The 18,066-nt window shown below is 65.0% G+C and carries 19 protein-coding genes and 1 other annotated feature; of the genes, 3 read left to right on the forward strand and 16 right to left on the reverse strand.

What is annotated here, in order from left to right; genetic code table 11:
• The first annotated feature begins 57 nt into the window (after positions 1-57).
• Positions 58-633, forward strand: a complete 576-nt coding sequence (locus BN3266_RS06185; RefSeq protein ID WP_059004461.1) for a cyclase family protein — start codon at positions 58-60, stop codon at positions 631-633.
• Positions 634-987: 354 nt separating this feature from the next.
• Here BN3266_RS06185 and ribF read toward each other — a convergent pair whose 3' ends face one another.
• The 15 genes from ribF to BN3266_RS06265 form a co-directional block, all read right to left on the reverse strand.
• Positions 988-1,908 (reverse strand): riboflavin biosynthesis protein RibF, encoded by a 921-nt coding sequence (gene ribF / locus BN3266_RS06190; protein WP_059004462.1) that lies wholly within the window; start codon positions 1,906-1,908, stop codon positions 988-990.
• Between the two features lie 3 nt (positions 1,909-1,911).
• Positions 1,912-2,787, reverse strand: coding sequence for a tRNA pseudouridine(55) synthase TruB (truB, locus tag BN3266_RS06195; RefSeq protein ID WP_059004463.1), 876 nt, complete (start codon positions 2,785-2,787; stop codon positions 1,912-1,914).
• On the reverse strand, positions 2,738-3,739 hold the full coding sequence (locus BN3266_RS06200) for a DHH family phosphoesterase (RefSeq protein WP_154668998.1): 1,002 nt from the start codon (positions 3,737-3,739) through the stop codon (positions 2,738-2,740). Before BN3266_RS06200 ends, truB begins: the two co-directional genes overlap by 50 nt.
• 117 nt (positions 3,740-3,856) lie before the next feature.
• Complete coding sequence (gene rbfA, locus BN3266_RS06205) at positions 3,857-4,243, reverse strand: 30S ribosome-binding factor RbfA (RefSeq protein ID WP_021658649.1); 387 nt, start codon at positions 4,241-4,243, stop codon at positions 3,857-3,859.
• 73 nt (positions 4,244-4,316) lie between these two features.
• A complete protein-coding gene (infB, locus tag BN3266_RS06210) occupies positions 4,317-6,635 on the reverse strand; it encodes a translation initiation factor IF-2 (RefSeq protein WP_059004465.1) in 2,319 nt (772 codons plus the stop codon).
• Complete coding sequence (locus tag BN3266_RS06215; protein WP_021658651.1) at positions 6,628-6,963, reverse strand: L7Ae/L30e/S12e/Gadd45 family ribosomal protein; 336 nt, start codon at positions 6,961-6,963, stop codon at positions 6,628-6,630. Before BN3266_RS06215 ends, infB begins: the two co-directional genes overlap by 8 nt.
• Positions 6,953-7,225, reverse strand: a complete 273-nt coding sequence (gene rnpM / locus BN3266_RS06220; RefSeq protein ID WP_021658652.1) for an RNase P modulator RnpM — start codon at positions 7,223-7,225, stop codon at positions 6,953-6,955. Before rnpM ends, BN3266_RS06215 begins: the two co-directional genes overlap by 11 nt.
• Before the next feature lie 74 nt (positions 7,226-7,299).
• Positions 7,300-8,391 (reverse strand): transcription termination factor NusA, encoded by a 1,092-nt coding sequence (nusA, locus tag BN3266_RS06225; protein WP_059004466.1) that lies wholly within the window; start codon positions 8,389-8,391, stop codon positions 7,300-7,302.
• Complete coding sequence (rimP, locus tag BN3266_RS06230; protein ID WP_059004467.1) at positions 8,388-8,912, reverse strand: ribosome maturation factor RimP; 525 nt, start codon at positions 8,910-8,912, stop codon at positions 8,388-8,390. Before rimP ends, nusA begins: the two co-directional genes overlap by 4 nt.
• Positions 8,913-9,139: 227 nt before the next feature.
• Positions 9,140-9,679 (reverse strand): stage V sporulation T C-terminal domain-containing protein, encoded by a 540-nt coding sequence (locus BN3266_RS06235; protein ID WP_021658655.1) that lies wholly within the window; start codon positions 9,677-9,679, stop codon positions 9,140-9,142.
• 181 nt (positions 9,680-9,860) lie between these two features.
• The gene (locus BN3266_RS06240) at positions 9,861-11,045 is read right to left on the reverse strand and encodes a hypothetical protein (protein WP_059004468.1); all 1,185 of its coding nucleotides are present in this window, start codon (positions 11,043-11,045) and stop codon (positions 9,861-9,863) included.
• Positions 11,046-11,303: 258 nt separating this feature from the next.
• Positions 11,304-11,555 (reverse strand) — a binding site (T-box leader).
• A gap of 594 nt (positions 11,556-12,149) precedes the next feature.
• The gene (locus BN3266_RS06250; RefSeq protein ID WP_059004470.1) at positions 12,150-13,274 is read right to left on the reverse strand and encodes a putative glycoside hydrolase; all 1,125 of its coding nucleotides are present in this window, start codon (positions 13,272-13,274) and stop codon (positions 12,150-12,152) included.
• Positions 13,275-13,427: 153 nt separating this feature from the next.
• Positions 13,428-14,036 carry an Rnf-Nqr domain containing protein gene (locus tag BN3266_RS06255; protein WP_059004471.1) on the reverse strand — a complete coding sequence of 203 codons (609 nt, stop codon included), beginning with the start codon at positions 14,034-14,036 and terminating at the stop codon, positions 13,428-13,430.
• Positions 14,037-14,039: 3 nt separating this feature from the next.
• Entirely contained in the window at positions 14,040-14,720 is a 681-nt protein-coding gene (locus tag BN3266_RS06260) for an Rnf-Nqr domain containing protein (RefSeq protein WP_059004472.1), read from the reverse strand.
• Between the two features lie 25 nt (positions 14,721-14,745).
• The gene (locus BN3266_RS06265; protein ID WP_021658661.1) at positions 14,746-15,702 is read right to left on the reverse strand and encodes an RnfABCDGE type electron transport complex subunit D; all 957 of its coding nucleotides are present in this window, start codon (positions 15,700-15,702) and stop codon (positions 14,746-14,748) included.
• Between the two features lie 44 nt (positions 15,703-15,746).
• Between BN3266_RS06265 and BN3266_RS13810 the strand changes: the two genes are divergently transcribed.
• A complete protein-coding gene (locus tag BN3266_RS13810; protein WP_154668999.1) occupies positions 15,747-15,905 on the forward strand; it encodes a hypothetical protein in 159 nt (52 codons plus the stop codon).
• On the opposite strand, the gene rpe is transcribed toward BN3266_RS13810, so the two are convergent.
• Entirely contained in the window at positions 15,902-16,555 is a 654-nt protein-coding gene (gene rpe / locus BN3266_RS06270; protein WP_154669000.1) for a ribulose-phosphate 3-epimerase, read from the reverse strand. The two genes, BN3266_RS13810 and rpe, sit on opposite strands and share 4 nt — an antisense overlap.
• A 174-nt stretch (positions 16,556-16,729) precedes the next feature.
• Between rpe and BN3266_RS06275 the strand changes: the two genes are divergently transcribed.
• Positions 16,730-17,860, forward strand: a complete 1,131-nt coding sequence (locus BN3266_RS06275) for an aldo/keto reductase (RefSeq protein ID WP_059004474.1) — start codon at positions 16,730-16,732, stop codon at positions 17,858-17,860.
• The last annotated feature ends 206 nt before the right edge of the window (positions 17,861-18,066 follow it).

Consider the following 18,066-nt stretch of genomic DNA (forward strand, 5'->3'; position numbering starts at 1 on the left):
CAGGGGGGGAACTCTCTGCTATGCTGGAGAAAAGAAAACGGAAAGGCGGCGCTTGCCATGCGTTTGATCGACATCTCCCACGAACTGCTCTCGGCCCCCCTCTACCCGGGCGACCCGCCGGCCGAGACCCGCCAGACCCTCAGCCGGGCGCGGGGGGACGACTGCAACTGCACCCAAATCACCACCTCGGTGCACAAGGGCACCCACACCGACGCCCCCTGCCACTTCACCGACTCGCCGGTCTCCATCGCCGACATGCCGCTGGAGCACTACATCGGCGAATGCCTGGTGGTCAGCTATCCCGGCCAGACTGTGGGCGACGCCTGGCTGCGGGAGCTGGACACCCAGGGCTGCTCCATCCTCCTCGTCAAGGGGTTTGCCTTTTTCAGCGAGAACGCCGGTCCCATCCTCCGGGAAAAGGGGATCATCACCCTGGGCACCGACGCCCTCTCGGTGGGCCCGGTGGGCGGGGAGAAACCGCCCCACCAGAGCATCCTCGGCGAGGGGATCGCCATCATCGAGACCCTCAAGCTGGAGGGGGTCGAGCCGGGGCGCTACTTCCTCTCGGCCGCCCCCGTCAAGATCGCCGGCAGCGACGGCGCGCCGGTGCGGGCCGTTCTGATCGCCCCCTGACCCGCCCAAGCAATCCAATTTGTTGTTTTTTATAAAAATAATACAGGCAGGCGTATCATCCGCCTGCCTGTATTTCTATTTTTCAACTTTGACCCCCAGCCCCCCCGGTTTGATTGGGGAGCGCAAACGGTTTTGGCAGAAGCCCCTCCCGAACGAATGGGCGCCGAAGAGGCAAAAAAGCGATTTTAGAGGTGCAGCCGGCGCGAAACGGTGCTACCGGGGGCAATGGGGGCGAGGAGGCGATGGGCACGGTGCGCTGCCACCATCCCGGTAGCCCTCTCCGGGGCGAAGGCCGGGAGAGGGCCTTTTTCGCCCGGCAGATACCGCCCCCTTTGCCCGGCGGGGGCCCACCCCTCAGCCGTTTTGGGCGAAGTAGTCCCGGGCGCTCTGCACGTCCCGGGCAATCTGTTCCCGCAGCGCCTCCACCGAGGCGAACTTCTGCTCCCCCCGCAGAAAGTGGAGCAGTTCCACCCGTATCTCGGCCCCGTACAGGTCGCCGGAAAAGCCCAGCAGGTTGGTTTCGGCCACCGGCCACTCGCTCCCCACCGTGGGCTTGACCCCCACATTGGTCACCGAGGGCCACCAGCGCCCGGCCGCCCGGGTGCGGGAAACATAGACCCCGAAGCGGGGCTGCACCATCCCCTCCTGCAGCCGCTGGTTGACGGTGGGGAACTGGAGGGTGCGCCCCAGGTGGTTGCCCTGGCCCACGCTCCCCTCCACGGCGAAGGGGTAGCCCAGCAGTCGGCCCGCCTCCTCCACCTCGCCCTGGGCGATGAGGGCGCGGATGCGGGTGGAGGAGACCTCCCGCCCCGCCAGCCGGAACTCGGGCACCACCTCCACGGCGATGCCCAGGGGGGCGCAGAGGCGCTTGAGGGCGGCGGCGTCCCCCGCCCCGCCCCGGCCAAAGCGAAAGTCGTAGCCGCAGGTCACCGCCCGGGCCCGCAGCCGCAGGTGGATCACCTCGGCCACGAACTGCTCCGGCTCCATCTGGCGAAAGCTGGCGAAGTGGGGGGTGAGCACCAGCTCCACCCCGGCGCCCGCCAGCAGCCGCTCCTTGGCCGCCTCGGTGAGCAGCTGCCCCTGCAGGGCCCGCTCCCCCTTGCGCCCCCCCTCGGCCACAAAGGTGAAGACCGCCGGGCGCAGCCCCTTCTCCCGGGCGGTGGCCACCGCCCGGGAGATCACCTCCATGTGGCCCCGGTGCACCCCGTCAAAGTACCCCAGCGCCACCGAAGTCTGCTGCAAACTGCAAAAGTCCAGTGTTGCCGCCACTTCCATCGGCTATCTCCCCCCCAAAAACAGGCGTTTGATCCGCAGTTGTCCCCCGTCTTGCAGGGCGACCCCCAAAAAGCCGTCCGGCCCAAAGACCCGGTACTCGCCGGGCTGCGGGCTGCCCACCTGCTCGGCCCGCAGCCGCACCCCGTTGGCAAAGAGGCGGGCAAAGTGGGCCGAGAGGGAGAGCGCCGGCAGGTGGGCGAAGGCCGTCTCCACCGGCAGCAAAAGGGAGGCCAGCTCCTCCCGCTTGGCCTGGGCCTCTTCCAGGGTGATGCAGTCTTTCAGGGTGTAGGGGCCGGAGCGGGTGCGCACCAAGTCGGTGAGCACCGCGCCGCAGCCCAGGGCCTCGCCCAGGTCGCTCACCAACGAGCGCACATAGGTTCCCTTGCTGCAGAGGATGCGCAGGGTGTAGCTGTCCCCCTCGCCGTCCAGCAGCTCCAGCTCCTCTACGGTGATCCGGCGGGGCTTGCGCTCCACCTCGATGCCCTGGCGGGCCAGGTCGTAGAGCCGCCGCCCCCCCACCGACACCGCCGAGTACATGGGGGGCAGCTGCTCCTGCTCCCCCGTGAAGCGGGGCAGCAGGGCCAACACCTCCGCCCGCCCCACCCGCACCGGCCGGGTCTCCAGCAGGGTGCCGGTGCGGTCCAGGGTGTCGGTGGTCCGGCCCAGCAAAAAGGTGGCCCGGTACTCTTTTTTCTGGCCGGGCACCATGTCCACCGCCCGGGTGGCCGCGCCGAAGTAGAGGGGCAGCACCCCGGTGGCCATGGGATCCAGCGTCCCCCCGTGGCCGATCTTCTTGCAGCGGGCGATCCCCCGCATCTTGGCGATCACGTCAAAGGAGGTGAACCCCTCCGGCTTGTTGACGCACAAAATCCCGTCCATCTAGTGCAAAAACTCCTTTGCCAGTTGGTGGATGGTCTCCACCGCCTCGTCCGCCGTGCCGCGGATGGTGCAGCCCGCGGCGCGGATGTCGCCCTTCCCCTTCCCCCAGCCGGGCCGCCAGGGCCGAGGCGTCCACATAGCTGGAGGTGCGCACGCTCACTTTAAAGAAGCCGGGCTCCCGCTCCCGCAGGGTGACCCCGATCTCCACCCCCTCCACCTGGCGGGGCAGGGCGGTCAGCCCGTCAAAGTCGGCCGGGCCGGCCCCGGTCTCGGCGATGGTCGCCAGGTCCATCACCGCCACGGCCAGCCGGCCGCCGCAGAAATAGCGGATCGAGCGGATCAGGGCGCTCTCGGCCGCCAAGCGCCCCTGGGATTTGGTGTCGAAGATCGCCCGATTGATTTCGGCCGCGTCGGCCCCCCACTCCATCAGCTCGGCGGCGATGCGGTGGGTGCGGGGGGTGGTGTTTTGGTATTTAAAGCAGCCGCTGTCGGTGGCGATGCCGGTGTAGAGGCAGTCGGCCAGGTGGGGGTCGGGCGCCAGCCCCCACTCCTTTGCCAGGGCAAAGATGACCTCGGCGGTGCCGGCGGCCTCCCGGTCCAAAAGCAGCCGGCGGGCGTACCCGGTGTTGGAGATGTGGTGGTCGATACAGAGGTCCACCGAATCGCCGTACTGCGCGCAGAGGCGGCCCATCAGCTTGGCGTCGGCGATGTCCACCGCCACCACCAGGGCGGGGTCGAACGATTCCTCCCTGTACCCCCGCAGGAGGGGTTTGAACAGCTCCGGTATCTCGTCCGGGCAGAGCACCCGGGCCCGCACCCCCAGCTTTTTCAGGCAGAAGTACAGCCCGTACCCGCTGCCCAGGGTGTCCCCGTCCGGGCTCTGGTGGCAGAGGATCAGCACGTCCTTTGCCCCCTTGAGCAGGTCTGCCGCCCCTTTTACCGTCATCTCCATCTCCAACGTCTCCCCCTTTGATAGGGCCCCTTTTCGGGGCCGGTTTCGGGCGCGCCGACGAGGAAGGGCCGCCCCGCCTGCGCGGGGCGGCCCCTAGGTCTCGCCGGAACACCTCTGTCAATCGGACTCGGTCTGGTCCTTCTGCCGGTTCTGCCGGTCCTTTTCCCGGATGTCGTCCAGCTTTTTGAAGATCTCGCTGCTGTAAGCGATGGAGTCGTCGGCCACGAACCGAAACTCCGGGGTCCGGCGCAGCCGTAGGCGGTTGCCAATCTCCCGGCGGATATAGCCGGCCGCGCTCTCAAAGCCCTTGACGGCCTCTTTCGCGTCCTCGATCCCGTCGAGGGACGAGACGTACACCGTGGCGTAGGACAGGTCGCTGGTCACCTCTGCCTTGACGATGGAGATGACCCCGTGCTTGATGCGCGGGTCTTTGAGGACCCGGATGATGTCCACCAGTTCCTTCTTCACATCTTCTGAGATGCGGTTTACCCGAAAGGATGACATGGTTTCCCCTCCCTATCCCCGGCCGCCCGGTTGGGGGCGGCCGGGGCAGATTGCGGCGCGGGTCGCGCCCCTATTAATCTTCTCTGTATTCCTCCATCATATAAGCCTCGAAGAAGTCGCCTTCCTTGATGTCGTTGAACTTCTGCAGGCTCATGCCGCACTCGTAGCCCTGGGCCACCTCTTTGACGTCGTCTTTAAAGCGCTTGAGGCTGGCCAGCTCGTCGTCGGCAATGATGATGCCGTCCCGGACCACCCGGATCTTGGCGCCCCGGAGGATCTTGCCCTCGGTCACGTAGCAGCCGGCCACCGCGCCCACGTTGGAGATGCGGTAGACCTGACGGATCTCGGCCCGGCCCAGGTCCACCTCGCGGATCTTGGGGGCCAACATCCCCTTCATGGCCGACTCCACGTCCTCGATGGCGTCGTAGATGACCCGGTAGAGCCGCAGGTCGACCCCGGCCTCTTCCGCCCGGTTCCTGGCCAGGGGGTCGGGGCGGACGTTGAAGCCGACGATGATGGCGGAGGAGGCCTCGGCCAGCATCACGTCCGACTCGGTGATGGCGCCCACCGCGCCGTGGATGACCCGCACCTTGACCTCGTCGTTGGAGAGCTTCTCCAGCGACTGGCGCACGGCCTCCACCGAGCCCTGCACGTCGGCCTTGACGATGATGGAGAGCTCTTTGGACTCGCCCTGCTCGATCTGGCTGAACAGATTTTCCAGGGTGACCTTCTGGTAGGAGCTAAACTGCTCCTGCTTCTGCTGGTAGCGGCGTTTCTCCACCAGCTCACGGGCCAGCTTCTCGTTCTCGACGGCGTTGAAGTCGTCGCCCGCGGCGGGCACCTCGGCCAGGCCGGTGATCTCCACCGGGGTGGCGGGGCCGGCCTCTTCCAGGCGGCGGCCGTTCTCGTCGGTCATGGCCCGCACACGGCCCACGGCGGTGCCGGCGATCACCACGTCGCCCCGGTGCAGGGTGCCGTTTTGCACCAGCACGGTGGCCACCGGGCCGCGGCCCTTGTCCAGCTTGGCCTCGATGACGGCGCCCTTGGCCATCCGGTTGGGGTTGGCCTTGAGCTCCTTGACGTCGGCGGTCAGCTGCACCATCTCCAGCAGGGTGTCGATGCCCTGTTTGGTGGCGGCCGAGACCGGCACGCAGATCACGTCGCCTCCCCACTCCTCGGGCACCAGCTCGTACTCGGTGAGCTCCTGCATCACCCGGTCGGGGTTCGCCTCGGGCTTATCCATCTTGTTGATGGCGACGATGATCGAGACCCCGGCGGCCTTGGCGTGGTTGATGGCCTCCACCGTCTGGGGCATGATGCCGTCGTCGGCGGCCACCACCAGGATGGCGATGTCGGTCATCAGGGCGCCGCGGGCGCGCATGGCGGTGAACGCCTCGTGCCCGGGGGTGTCGAGGAAGGTGATTTCCCCGTCGCCCACCTTCACCTTGTAGGCGCCGATGTGCTGGGTGATGCCGCCGGCCTCGGTGGAGGTGACGCTGGCGTGGCGGATGGCGTCGAGGAGGCTGGTCTTGCCGTGGTCGACGTGGCCCATGACCACCACGATGGGGCTGCGGGTGACCAGGTCTTCGTCCTTGTCCTCCTCCTCTTCAAAGAGGCGCTCCTCGATGGTGACCACCACTTCCTTCTCGGGGGCGCAGCCCAGTTCGCTGGCCACCAGGAAGGCGGTGTCGTAGTCGATGGTATCGCTGATGGAGGCCATGACCCCCAGCCCCATCAGCTTTTTGATGATGTTGGCGGCGGTCATCTTCATCCGCGCGGCCAGCTCGCCCACGGTGATCTCGTCGGGGATGAGCACCTTCAGCGGGGTCTTTTTGATGTTCTCCATCCGCAGCCGCTGCAGCCGCTGGGCCTCGGTCTCCACCTTTTTGCCGCCGCGGAAGCCGCCCCGCCGTCCCCGGCTGGTGAACTTCTGCTTGGTGACGGCGTTCTTGGTCTTGGGGGTCTGGGGGGCGATGCGGTCGTACTTCTCGTTGAATTTGTCCAGGTTGACGTCCACCGCCCGGGTCTCCACGTGCCGCAGGGTCTTTGCCTGTTTGGCGATCTCCTCGGCGGCCTTCTCGGCCTCGGGGTCCTGCACCACCGGCAGCTTGACCGTCTGCAGTTTCTCCTTGGGCTTTTTGGGTTTGGCCGCCTTCTGGGGCCGGGCTTTGGCCGCCTCTTTCGCGACGGGCTTCTTCTCCAGATAACTGTCCAGGTTGGGCAGCTGGTTGCGCTCGGTCAGCTTTTCAAAGAGGTAGCTGAGCTGCTCGTCATCCAGGGCGCTCATGTGCTTTTTGGTCAGGTCGGCCTTCCCCTCCATAATCTCCATCAAGTCCTTGCTGGGCAGGCCCATATCCTTGGCCAATTCGTGGATGCGATGCTGTTTAATCATATACACAGTCCTCCTCGTTCGTACAGGTCAACAGGTTTTGTATGCTGGCGGCAAAGGAATCGTCGTCCACGCTGAGGACGGTGTACTCCTTGCCCATTCTCTTTGAAAGGTCCCCGCGGCCGACGGGCAGGTCTCTGCAGGAGACCCCTTCCCTGCCGCAAAAAAACCGAACTTCCTTGGCGGTTTTGGGGGAGCAGTCGGCAGCCAGCAGACAAAGCCGGCTCGCTTTGCGCACCAGCGCCTCTTTGGCGCTGTCAAAACCCATGGACAGTTTTCCCGCCTTTCGGCAGAGGGACAACATATTCAGCAGTTTCTCTCTACTCTCCATGGGCTTCTATCTCCGAGAGCAGGGTTTCATAGACGTCCTCCGGGATGGGCGCGCTCAGCGCCCGCTCCAGCCGCTTGGCCTTTTGGGCCTTTTTCAGGCAGCCGGCGCTGGGACAGAGGTAGACCCCCCGCCCGGGCTTTTTGCCCGTGGTGTCCAGGGAGACCTCCCCCTCTTTGTTGCGCACCACCCGAATCAGTTCCCGCTTGGGCTTCTGTTCGCCGCAGCCGGCGCACATCCGCATGGGGACCCGCTTTTGAACCATCTCTCTTCACCCTTCTCTGCTCAAAAAACACGCGTTTGCCCGCCTGCGCGGGCCCTTGCCGGCAAACGGGGGGATCAGCCCTCTTCGCCGCTGTCCTGGGCGGGGGCCGGGGTCTCGTCCTCGCCGTAAAATCCGCTCTCGGGGCGGATGTCGATCTTCCAACCGGTCAGCTTGGCCGACAGGCGGGCGTTCTGCCCCTTGTTGCCGATGGCCAGGGAGAGCTGTCCGTCGGGCACCGAGACCCGGCAGGTCCGCTGCTCCTCGTCCAAGATCTCCACCCCGACCACCTGGGCCGGGCTCAGGGCCTCGCTGATGAAGGCCACCGGGTCCTCGCTCCAGCGGACGATGTCGATCTTCTCGCCCCCCAGCTCGGCGACGATGGCCGCCACCCGGGAGCCCTTGGGGCCGATGCAGGCGCCCACCGGGTCCACGTCGGGGTTCTTGCTCCAGACGGCCATCTTGGTGCGGCTGCCCGCCTCGCGGGAGACCGCCTTGATCTCCACCGTGCCGTCGTAGATCTCGGGCACCTCCATCTCGAACAGCCGTTTGACCAGGCCGGGGTGGGTGCGGGAGATCATGATCTTGGGCCCGCGGTCGGTGGCCAACACGTCCACCACATAGACCTTGACCCGCTCGCCCTCGCGGAGGACCTCTCCCTCCACCTGCTCGGAGCGGACCAACACCGCCTCGTTCTTGCCCAAATCGACGGTGACAAAGCCCTTGAGGGGGTCCACCCGCAGCACGGTGGCGGTGATGACCTCGTGCTCCTTCTCCTGCATGTCGCGGACCATCAGCCCCCGCTCCGCCTCGCGGATGCCCTGGCGGATGACGTGCTTGGCCGTCTGGGCGGCGATGCGGCCGAACTCCTTGGTCTTGAGTTTGATCTGGATGGTGTCGCCGATCTTGGCGCTCTTTTTATAGGACTGGGCCTGCTCCAGGGTGAGTTCGGCGGTCTCGTCCTCCACCTCTTCCACCACGGTCTTGACCAGGTAAACGTCGAATTTGCACTTTTCGGCGTCGATGTCCACCAGCACGTTGTCGCCGCAGTTGTAGTCCTTCTTCACGGCGATCACCACGGCGGCCTCGATCTTCTCCAGCAGGTAGTCGGCGGGAATGCCCCGCTCCTTCTCCAGCAGGGCCAGCGCTTCAAAAAATTCGGTGTTCATCTTTTCTCCATTCCTCCATCCTCGTCTTCACTGTCGGCAAACGCCTCTTCGGTGTCCACGGCGTTGACCTTGGCCGTCTGGGCCAGGTCGATCTCCACCGTGCCGCCGCCTTCCAGCGCCAGGGTCAGCAGGGCCCCCTCCTTCTTCACCAGCTCCCCCACCAGCTCCTTGCAGCCGTCCAGCGGGCGGATCATGGTCACCCGGACGGGCTCGCCCAGGTAGCGGGCAAAGTGCTCATCCCGGGTGAGTGCGCGCTCGATGCCCGGGGAGGAGACCTCCAAAAAGTAGCTCTCGGGGATGGGGTCGGCCTCGTCCAGCAGGTCGCTGACCCGGCGGCTCACCGCCTCGCAGGTGTTGAGGTCGATCCCCTCGGGGCGGTCGATGACCACCCGCAGGAACCAGTCGGACCCCTCTTTGAGATAGAGGACGTCCCAGAGTTCCACCCCCAGCTCCTGGCAGATGGGCTGGACCAGCTCGCGCACCAGGTTGGCGGTCTTGCCGCCGGAAGTTCGTTTTGCCACAGCAGTGCCTCCCTTATTTTCTGTGGAGGGGGGCCCGCCTGGGCCCCATAAAAATGAAAGAGCGGGAAACCCCACTCTTTCAACCTCACTTATAAAACCTTACTGTGCTATTCACTATATCACATCCCCCGCCCCATTGCAAGGGGCTTTGAGGCAAAAAACGGGGCAAACATCCCTTTTGGAGGGCATTTTCTGCCCCCCGGAGGCCGCTTTTTCCCCCGCCGGGGTCAGCCCTCGATCTGGCGGCCCAAAAAGGCGGCGCCGGCCACCGTCAGCTTGCACTCGGCCTCGGTGGCCGAGGCGGTGCCGTCGCCCTGCAGCAGCACCGCGTAGCCCACCACGTCCCCGTTGCTGAGGATGGGGGAGGCCGTCTGGGCCTGGCGCTCCAGCCCCTCCACCGGGCGCAGCACCTCGCCGCCCTTCTCCCAGAGGTAGTTTTTGCGGCCCTCCCCCAACTGTTCCAGGGCCGGGGCCACCCGGCGGTCGAGGACCTCCTTCTTGGAGATGCCGCCGGCGGCGATCACCCCGTCGGTGTCGCAGATCAGGGCCGGCAGCCCGGTGGTCTTGGCCAACACCTCGGCGCAGACGGCGGAGAAGGTGGACATCTCCCCCATGGGGGAATACTTCTTAAAGATGACCTCCCCCCCGTTGTCGGTGTAGATCTCCAGGGGGTCGCCCTCCCGGATGCGCAGGGTCCGGCGGATCTCCTTCGGGATCACCACCCGCCCCAAATCATCGATTCTTCTCACAATTCCCGTTGCCTTCATCTGGCTTTTCCTCCCATGTCAAAACTGGCGTTTATCCGCGGCGCCTCCTGGCGCCTGCGGGAAATTTCACATTGCTAGTATTTGCACGGCAGGTTATTTTATGCCAAAATCCCTTCCTCGCGCAGACGAAAGCAGGCCATTTTTTCCGGCGAAAAAACGGCCTGCTCTCCCGATCGAACAGTTAGGCAAAAATCATGGGCGCCACCACCCCGGCCAGCACCACCGAGGCCACGCTCACGGTGGTCACCCCGGCGATGAGCATTTTGGGCAGCACGTAGTCGGTGAGGCGCTGCACCTCCTGCTCGGTGTAGTCGCCGCCGTCGGTGACCCCCTGGACGACCTCCATGGCCACCGTGTAGGTGATGGGGTAGCCGAACATGCAGGAGAAGCCAGCCGCGATGGAGAGGGCGGGGCTCCATTTGAAGAGTTTCCCCACCACCACCGAGAAGACAGTGATGCCCAGCGCCGAAATCAGCAACATCCCGAAGACCGGCACCAGGATGCTGGCAAACTGGGAGAAGGACATGGTCAAAAAGCTGACCGAGCAGTAGGCGTAGGTGGCCAGCAGGATCACCCCGTCGCCCCCCGCTTTGGCGAGGGCGTTTTTGTCCACCACGCCGGTGGCCGAGGCCAGCGCCCCGAAGAGGAGATAGACGATGGTGGCGTTGAGGCCGGTGGCCGAGGCGGCCAGTTCGGCCAGCCCCGCCACCAAAGCCAGGCGGGCAAAGTGGGCGAAGGGGCTGTCCAGCCCTTTAGGGGTCTTGGGGAGGAAGTGGAGGTCGATGCGGCGGCCGCCCTCCTCGGCGGCCCGCTTCAGGTTGCCCTCAGAAGCGTACTTGGTGGCCGCCTTTTTCAGGCAGAAGGAAGAGATGGGCAGGCCGATGATCACCTGCAGGGCGTTGACCGCCGCCACATAGGAGGCCACGTCGGGCCGGCCGGCGGCGGTGGCCGCGTCGCTGGTGATGATGGTGGCCACCACCCCGCCGGAGACCGGGGGCAGCGCCGAGAGGGCCAGTTCCCGGCCAAAGATGAGCTGGCCCAGGGTGAAGCCCAGCACCAGAATGCCGATCACCGCCGCCAGGGCCACCAGGATGGTCCTCCACTCCTTTTTCAGCTCGTTGAGGTCCAGGGTGGAACCCAGGTTGGTGAGGATCAGCCCCATGCCGAAGGTGGGGATGATGGCGTTGAGGCCAGAGGTGTCCATCAAGTCGGCGGGCAGCACCTTGAGCACGCCGCCGAAGAGCACGAAGAGCACGATGGCGACGATGAAGGCGGAGATGATGCCCTTGGTTTTGCGGGCCACCAGGTCGCCCAGGGCAAAGACGATGGCGACCACGGCAAAGGCCAGAATGGGGGTAAAGGTCATGGTGTTCAGTCCTCCTCAAAAATTGGTTTCGGGTGTTTGCGGTCGGGCGTTTCTCCCCGCCATCGAAACACCGGCAAGACCCCGGCGGCGCGGACGTTCATCCCTCTCTCCCCCTTCTCTTCCGAGCCCTGGAGGCCCGACTCGACAGATGCGGTGGCGGCGGTCCTTCGCCGGGCAAGAGCGCGTTTGCGGCCCCCTTTTGCGGCCGCCCCCTCGACATTTCCCCGGCAATAAAAAATCCCCTGTCCCAGCAATTTCTGCTGGGACAGGGGAAACATTCTCCTGCGGTACCACCCAAATTGGCGTTTAGACGCCCACTCGCTCCGCACACCACCATGTGCGCTCCCTTGGTAACGGGTGGAGTTCCCGTCGGGCACTACTCGGCCATCCGCCTTTCGTCCCGCCCTCATGAGTCCATTCAGTCCGGCGCCTTGCCCGCTACGCTCTCACCGCCCGCAGCTCTCTGGAAGGGAGCACTCCGCACCTACTCTTCTCAATCAACGGTTTTCTGGAATATGGTGTCATTCTACTCCGCCCCCGCCGTCTTGTCAAGGGGAAAAATCGTCCTCTTTGGCCCTCAACGCCCGGCGGGGCGGAACGGGCGGGCCCTGCCTCCAAGAGCGCCGGGCCGCACCACAAGGGCCTGGGGAGCGCAAGCGGCTTGGACGCCGGTCAGACCCTGCGCCAAGGCCGCCCCGTAAGGGTGGGGAGGCCGACCTACGGGTCTCTTCCCCTTCCCTTTCCCCTACCGCCCCAATAGCGCCGGACAGGGCACGCCGCGGCAAAGAGGGAAAAAACAGCCACCCGCCCCTCACTGCGCCGGCTCCGGGGAGAAGCTGCCCCGAACGCCCCCAAAGGCCCCACCAGAGCAGGCCTGCAACTGGGTGGGGGGGGGGAAGGTGTTTTCCCCCAAGCACCTTTCGGAGGCGAGACGGCGAAACAGAGCGGGCAAAGAGGAGACGCTCTTTTAGTTGCCCCAGCACATCGGCAGCGCACTGCCTCTTCTGCGCCGGTCTCCCCCACACCCCGCCCCAATGCGGTTGGGGGACCACCTGCAAAAAGCGCGCCGGGAGGATTTCTCCCGGCGCGCTGTTGGATTTGAATTTACGAGAGGGGCGGGACCGTCTCCTCCTGCCCGGAAGCGCTCACCCCGTCGGGTGTGCAGTAGAGGGGGGACGTGGTCGTCTTTCCCTCCAGGGCCGCCCGCACCGCGTCGGCCACCTCCTGCCGGGAGGTGCCGGCCGCCACGGTGAGTTCCCCCACCTTGGTGCCGCTGGGCACGCCGGTCTCCCCCACGTCCACGTAGAGCCGATCGGCCTTCAGGGCCCGGTAATCCACCCCGTTTACCTGTTCGGCCAACATCCAGGGGCTGGCCGGGTAGTAGAGGCTCAACTCGGCCCCCGATCCCTTGGCGCTCTGGGCGATCCCATCGATGGAGGCCTGCAGCGCCTGCTGGGCGGTGGTGCCGCCGGAAAGGCCGTAGCCCGCGTCCTTCAGGAAGGTGGCCACCGGGTAGGTGGCGTCGGCGAGGATGATCTCTTTGACCCCCTTCTGCCCCAGTTCGGCACACAGGGCCTTCAGGTAGGTCTGGGCGCTCTGCGCGTTGGGGTTGAGCCAGGGCTTGCCCCCGGCCTGGGCGGTGTTGTCCAGCCAGAGGACCCCCGCCTGGTTTTTGTAGAGGACCGCCGCGGTCTTGTCGTAGCGGGAGACCAGGGGGTCTTTAAAGGCCGACAGCTGAGCCGCCACCTCGATCCCCTTTTCGGAAAAGGCGCTGACCACCCGGTCCAGGTCGATGCCGCCGGCCGCCACGGCCCCGGCTGCCTGGGCGGTGGCCACCCCGGTGTTGTAGTGCACCATCCCCTCGCTGTCCTTGAGGGGGAGCACCGCCCGGGTGACTCCGGCGGCTTCCAGCCGCTGGGCGGTCTCGGCGATCTTGGCCTCATCGGCGAGGTCGCTCAGGGAGACCCTGGCGTAGACGGGCGCCTTCTCCTCCTGGGGCGGCGTCTCCTCCTCGCCGGTCTGGCCGGGGTCCTGCGCCGGTTGGGAGGTGGGCGGCTTCTCCCCGGTGTAGACGCCGTTTAAGAAGTTGACCAGGGGGCGGTAGGCGGCAAAGCCCACAAAGGCGAGCACCACCAACACCGCACCCCAGATGGCGATATTTCGGATCAGGTTTCGGTTGCTGCTGCGGTAGATCTTATCGTAGCGCTTGATTTTGTATCGCTTCGCCATCCGCCTGACTCCCTCCTTTTTGCCCGCTGTTCGGGCGCTGTGATCAGCCGTGATAAGTATACACCATTTTTTTGACGAGGTGTGCAAAATGCAAAAGGGTTTAAAAAAATTTCATAAATTGGCCGTATGCCGGCCCCATTTCGCCCTTTTTCCCTAAAAACTCAACTGGTAGCCGGTGAACCCGTAGATGCAGAGGCTGAGGATGCCGATGTAGAGCAGCGTCACCGGCAGCCCCTGAAAGGAGGCGGGGACACTGCGGTTTTTCAGCTTTCTCTGCCCCTCGGCCACAATGAGGGTGGCCAGGGTGTAGCCCGCGCCGCTGCCCAGGCAGAAGCCGACGGTCTGGGGCAGGGAGAACACCTGCCCGGAACAGAGCATCAATGTGCCCAGCACGGCGCTGTTGAAGGTGGCCAGGTGAAAGTGGGGGCGCACCTTGGCCTGCCATTTGACAAAGCGGGGAAAGCGGATGCGGCGGGCGATCCCCGACAGGGCAAAATAGACCGCCACCATGCATAGGATGAACAGGAGCGGCTTGTAGATGTAGGCGTTGACGTCCTGTTGCAGGGGGAAACTCACCAGATAGGTGAGCAGCGAGGTGAGGGTGACCGAGAGGGTGGTCAGGCAGCCAAAGGTGACCATGGCCCCCATGTCGTCCACCAGCAGCAGCGTCCGCTCCACCCCCAGGCTGCGGGAGAAGAGGGCATTCTCTGCAAAGATGGCCAGAATGACCGAAACCAGCATGTTTGCTGCGACCTGTGCCATGGCTTACTTCCCCTCCTTTTTGTTGATCCAGTGGCGGAAGCTGTTGTTGAGAAAGCGGAAGCCCGCCGCCAGCACGGCGATGAGGAAGAACCCGAAAAAGGGCAGGGCGATGGAGCGGGAGACCGGCACCACCCCTTTGAGGGTGATCCCCCAGAGCCGCCCGTAGGCCAGCACCTCCCGCAGGGCGCCCACCACGCAGACCACCAGGGTGAAGCCCAGCCAGGTGCAAAAGAGGTCCAAAAAGGTGTAGCGGTCCACCCCGAAATGGGTGTAGGAGCTGCACTTGGTCACCACGATCGAGTCCACGATCAGGATGGGCAGATAGATGCCCACACTGGTGGAGACAAAGGGAAACATCTGCGACAGCCCGTAGGCCACCGGCACAAAGAGCAGGGCCCCCAACAGCGCCGTGAGGATGGTGCGGTAGACCGCGTCCACCTTTTTAAAGAGCAGGCTGCCCAGGAGGATGGTGGGCACCACCACCCCCAAAAAGCCCAGGGAGAGGATGACCCCCGCCTTGAGCGACTGGGTGGCCACGATGGCTGGCGCCAGGGCCAGCCCCTGCATCAAAATCGGGTTTTGGGAGAAGACCCCGTCCACCCGGCCCAGGTCCTCCTGGTGGCGGCCGAAAAAGAGGCGGCCCCGCTCCTTCCAGGCGCGAAAGCGCCGCTTGAATTTGCTCACAGTTGCTTCACTCCTTTCCGCGCCGTCACTGGGAGATCATCCGCAGGCCGCTGTTTCGGTTTTGGAACCAGGCTACCTTGCGGTCGATGAAGGCGGCCATGGCATTGGAGGCGATGGCGGCAAAGCAGACCCCCATCTCAAAGGCACCGTAGTAGCGAAAGAGCATGGTGATCACCCCGAAGAGGGCCCCGTAGATCAGCCGGGACAGGGGCTGCTTGGGGGCGGTGATGGGGTCGGTGACCACGAAGAAGGCCGCAAAGACCAGGGTGCCCGAGAGCAGTTCCAGACAGGCCGCGTCCAGCCGGGTGGTGTGCAGCCGGGGGAAGAGGTAGGAAAAGAGGGCGCAGGCGCCCAAGAAGGAGACCGGCAGCCGCCAGTCGACCGCCTTTTTTACAAAGAGGTAGACCGCCCCCGAGAGGACCACCAGCGTCCCCACCGCGCCCAGGGGGCCGGGGTAGTTGCCGATGAGGAATTCCATCTTCTCCACAAAGGGCACCCCGCCGATCTTCATGGTCTTGAGGGGGGAGTCCACCAGCACCGAGGTCTTTTGCAGGATCAGCGGCACGTTGGTGAAGGGCAGGGGGTAGGAGAACATCAGCTCCGGCCAGAAGAGGGCCAGGAAGGCCCCGCCCACCGCCGCGGGGTTGAAGATGTTGTTGCCGTAGCCGCCAAAGGCGTTTTTGGCCAGCACAATGGCCACAAAGACACCCACCACCGCCAGCCAATAGGGGGCGCTGGCGGGGAGGAACATCACCAAAATGGCGCCGGTGACCATCCCCGAGATGTCGTGGCGGTCAAAGCGCTCCTGCCGCATCCGGGCGGTGAGGGCGTCAAAGAGATAGGAAAACGCCATTGACACCGCCAGCAGGAGGAGGGGGCGAAGGCCGTAGGTGATCACATTCATGAGGAAGATGGGCAGCATTGCGATGAGCACGTCTTTGGACAGCGCATACCGCCGGTAGAGGGGGGAGGACCGATCCATGGGGGACTCCTTTCCGGTTGTGAGAAATGGGGGATGGGACAGCCATGACCATTGAGAGGATAGACGCCGACCGCTGGAAGATCGCCCTGGAGGCCGCCGAGTTGCGGGCCCTGCAGATCGGCGAGGGCTGGCGGCCCGAGGGGGAACCGGCACGACAGGCCATTGCCCGGCTGCTGGCGCGCCTGTCTCTTATACACATCTAAATTTGTATAAGAGACAGCCACACATCGGGTGCGCGGGGGTCGGGTTTGCCGAAGATGGCCGAACCGGCCACCAGCACGTTGGCGCCGGCCGCCGTCACCAGCGGCGCGGTGCCCGCATCGATGCCGCCGTCCACCTCAATGTCCAGGGAAAGCCCCAGCTCCTCGGCCTTTTTGCGGATGGCCTCGATTTTGGGGATCATGTCGCCCATGAACTTCTGCCCGCCGAAGCCGGGTTCCACCGTCATCACCAGCACCATGTCCAGCAGGTCCAGGTAGGGGAAGACCGCCTCGGCCGGGGTGCCGGGCTTGACCGACAGGGCCGCCTTGATGCCGTGGGACTTGATCTTGGCGATGGTCTCGCCCACGTCGCTCTCGCTCTCCACGTGGAAGGTGATCAGGTCGCTGCCGGCGGCGGCAAAGTCGTCGATGTAGCGCAGCGGCTCGGAAATCATCAGGTGCACGTCAAAAAAGAGGTCGTTTTTCGGCCGCAGGCACTTGACGATGGGCGCCCCCAGGGTCAGGTTGGGGACAAAGTGGCCGTCCATCACGTCGATGTGCAGCATCTCGGCCCCGGCCTCTTTCATCTGGGCGCACTCGCTCTCCAGATTGGCAAAATCGCAGGACAGAATCGAAGGTGAAATTTTCAGCAAGGTGGGTAACCCCTTTCTGCAAGTCGCATTCATACAGATATATTGTATAACAAAACCGCCCGGCCGTCAATTTCGCCGCCCCTGCAGCCATTTCCTTTGCAATGGCTCGGGCGATGGTGTATGATAAAGTCGAAATCTGTGGGGATTTCCCACGCCATTAGGGAGGAATGACACGTGCAAAGGAGACAACTGGGCAACCTCGAACTCTCCACCCCGCTGCTGGGCTTCGGCACCATGCGCCTGCCCCTGCAGGAGGACAAGAAGACCGTTGACTTTGAGCGGGTGCAGCAGATGGTGGACTGCGCCATGGAAAACGGGGTCAACTACTTCGACACCGCCTACCCCTACCACGACGGCACCTCTGAGGAAAATGTGGGCCGCGCCCTGGCCAAATACCCCCGGGACAGCTACATCCTGGTGGACAAACTGCCCATCTGGGCCTGCAAAGAGAAAGAGGACATGCAGAAGGTCTTTGACACCCAGCTAGAGCGCTGCGGGGTCGACTACTTCGACATCTACCTGCTGCACGCCGTCAGCCACGAGAACTACGACGACGCCGAGCGGCTGGGCGCCTACGACTTCATGCGCCGGATGCAGGCCGAGGGGAAGGTCCGCCACGTGGGCTTCTCCTTCCACGACTCCCCCGCCTTTTTGCAGCGGGTCCTCGCCTCCCACCGGTGGGACGTGGCCCAGATGCAGCTCAACTACGTGGACTGGTCGCTGCAGCACGCCGACGAGCAGTACCGCTTCTTCACCGAGGCCGGCGTCCCCCTCATCGTCATGGAGCCGGTGCGGGGCGGCTTTTTGGCCAAGCTGCCCGAGTCGGCGCAGGCCCCCCTGCGCGCCTGCCGGCCCGACTGGAGCGACGCTGCCTGGGCCCTGCGCTGGGTGGCGGGCCACCCCAATGTGCGGGTCATCCTCAGCGGGATGTCCGATCTGGCGATGATGGAGGAGAACATCGACACCCTCAAAGACGCCGCCCCCCTCACCGATGAGGAGGAGCGCGCCCTGGCCGAGTCCCTGGAGGAGCTGAGCAAGGTCACCGCCGTCCCCTGCACCGGCTGCCGCTACTGCATGCCCTGCCCCTTTGGGGTGGACATCCCCCGCATCTTCGCCCTCTACAACGACTACAAGCGGCACCAGAACCAGTTCTTGGTCAAATCCATGTACCAGCGCTTCACCCCTGCCGAAAATCGGGTCGACCAGTGCCGGCGCTGCGGGGCCTGCATGAAGCACTGCCCCCAGCACATCGAGATCCCCGACCGGCTGGCCGAGATCCACGCCGAGATCCAGGGGCTGGAATAGAGGATTTTGCCCAAAAGAGCGGGGGCCGGCGAACATTCGCTGGCCCCCGCCATCTATCTCAACGAGGCCCCGCATGCCGGACCTCGACAGTCCCATCCTATGCCCCTTGTGGGGGGGCCGTTCGGCAAAAGAGGGGGGCGCGCAGGCTCTGCGCGCCCCCCTCCCCCTTTCCCCGGGCAAAAAGCCCCCTCGCAGGGCCCTTTGCG

Origin of the sequence: Bittarella massiliensis (ex Durand et al. 2017) (assembly GCF_001486165.1) — a bacterium.
Classification (GTDB): Bacteria; Bacillota; Clostridia; order Oscillospirales; family Ruminococcaceae; genus Bittarella; species Bittarella massiliensis.

What these genes read in the sequence shown, in the direction of transcription:
- BN3266_RS06265 (WP_021658661.1), bottom strand. Translation starts at nt 15,702, where the DNA reads ATGGATCGGTCCTCCCCCCTCTACCGGCGGTATGCGCTGTCCAAAGAC.
- nusA (WP_059004466.1), bottom strand. Translation starts at nt 8,391, where the DNA reads ATGAACACCGAATTTTTTGAAGCGCTGGCCCTGCTGGAGAAGGAGCGG.
- BN3266_RS06255 (WP_059004471.1), bottom strand. Translation starts at nt 14,036, where the DNA reads ATGGCACAGGTCGCAGCAAACATGCTGGTTTCGGTCATTCTGGCCATC.
- BN3266_RS06235 (WP_021658655.1), bottom strand. Translation starts at nt 9,679, where the DNA reads ATGAAGGCAACGGGAATTGTGAGAAGAATCGATGATTTGGGGCGGGTG.
- BN3266_RS06215 (WP_021658651.1), bottom strand. Translation starts at nt 6,963, where the DNA reads ATGGAGAGTAGAGAGAAACTGCTGAATATGTTGTCCCTCTGCCGAAAG.
- BN3266_RS06250 (WP_059004470.1), bottom strand. Translation starts at nt 13,274, where the DNA reads ATGGCGAAGCGATACAAAATCAAGCGCTACGATAAGATCTACCGCAGC.
- truB (WP_059004463.1), bottom strand. Translation starts at nt 2,787, where the DNA reads ATGGACGGGATTTTGTGCGTCAACAAGCCGGAGGGGTTCACCTCCTTT.
- BN3266_RS06200 (WP_154668998.1), bottom strand. Translation starts at nt 3,739, where the DNA reads ATGGAGATGACGGTAAAAGGGGCGGCAGACCTGCTCAAGGGGGCAAAG.
- rnpM (WP_021658652.1), bottom strand. Translation starts at nt 7,225, where the DNA reads ATGGTTCAAAAGCGGGTCCCCATGCGGATGTGCGCCGGCTGCGGCGAA.
- ribF (WP_059004462.1), bottom strand. Translation starts at nt 1,908, where the DNA reads ATGGAAGTGGCGGCAACACTGGACTTTTGCAGTTTGCAGCAGACTTCG.
- BN3266_RS13810 (WP_154668999.1), top strand. Translation starts at nt 15,747, where the DNA reads ATGACCATTGAGAGGATAGACGCCGACCGCTGGAAGATCGCCCTGGAG.
- BN3266_RS06240 (WP_059004468.1), bottom strand. Translation starts at nt 11,045, where the DNA reads ATGACCTTTACCCCCATTCTGGCCTTTGCCGTGGTCGCCATCGTCTTT.
- BN3266_RS06185 (WP_059004461.1), top strand. Translation starts at nt 58, where the DNA reads ATGCGTTTGATCGACATCTCCCACGAACTGCTCTCGGCCCCCCTCTAC.
- rbfA (WP_021658649.1), bottom strand. Translation starts at nt 4,243, where the DNA reads ATGTCATCCTTTCGGGTAAACCGCATCTCAGAAGATGTGAAGAAGGAA.
- infB (WP_059004465.1), bottom strand. Translation starts at nt 6,635, where the DNA reads ATGATTAAACAGCATCGCATCCACGAATTGGCCAAGGATATGGGCCTG.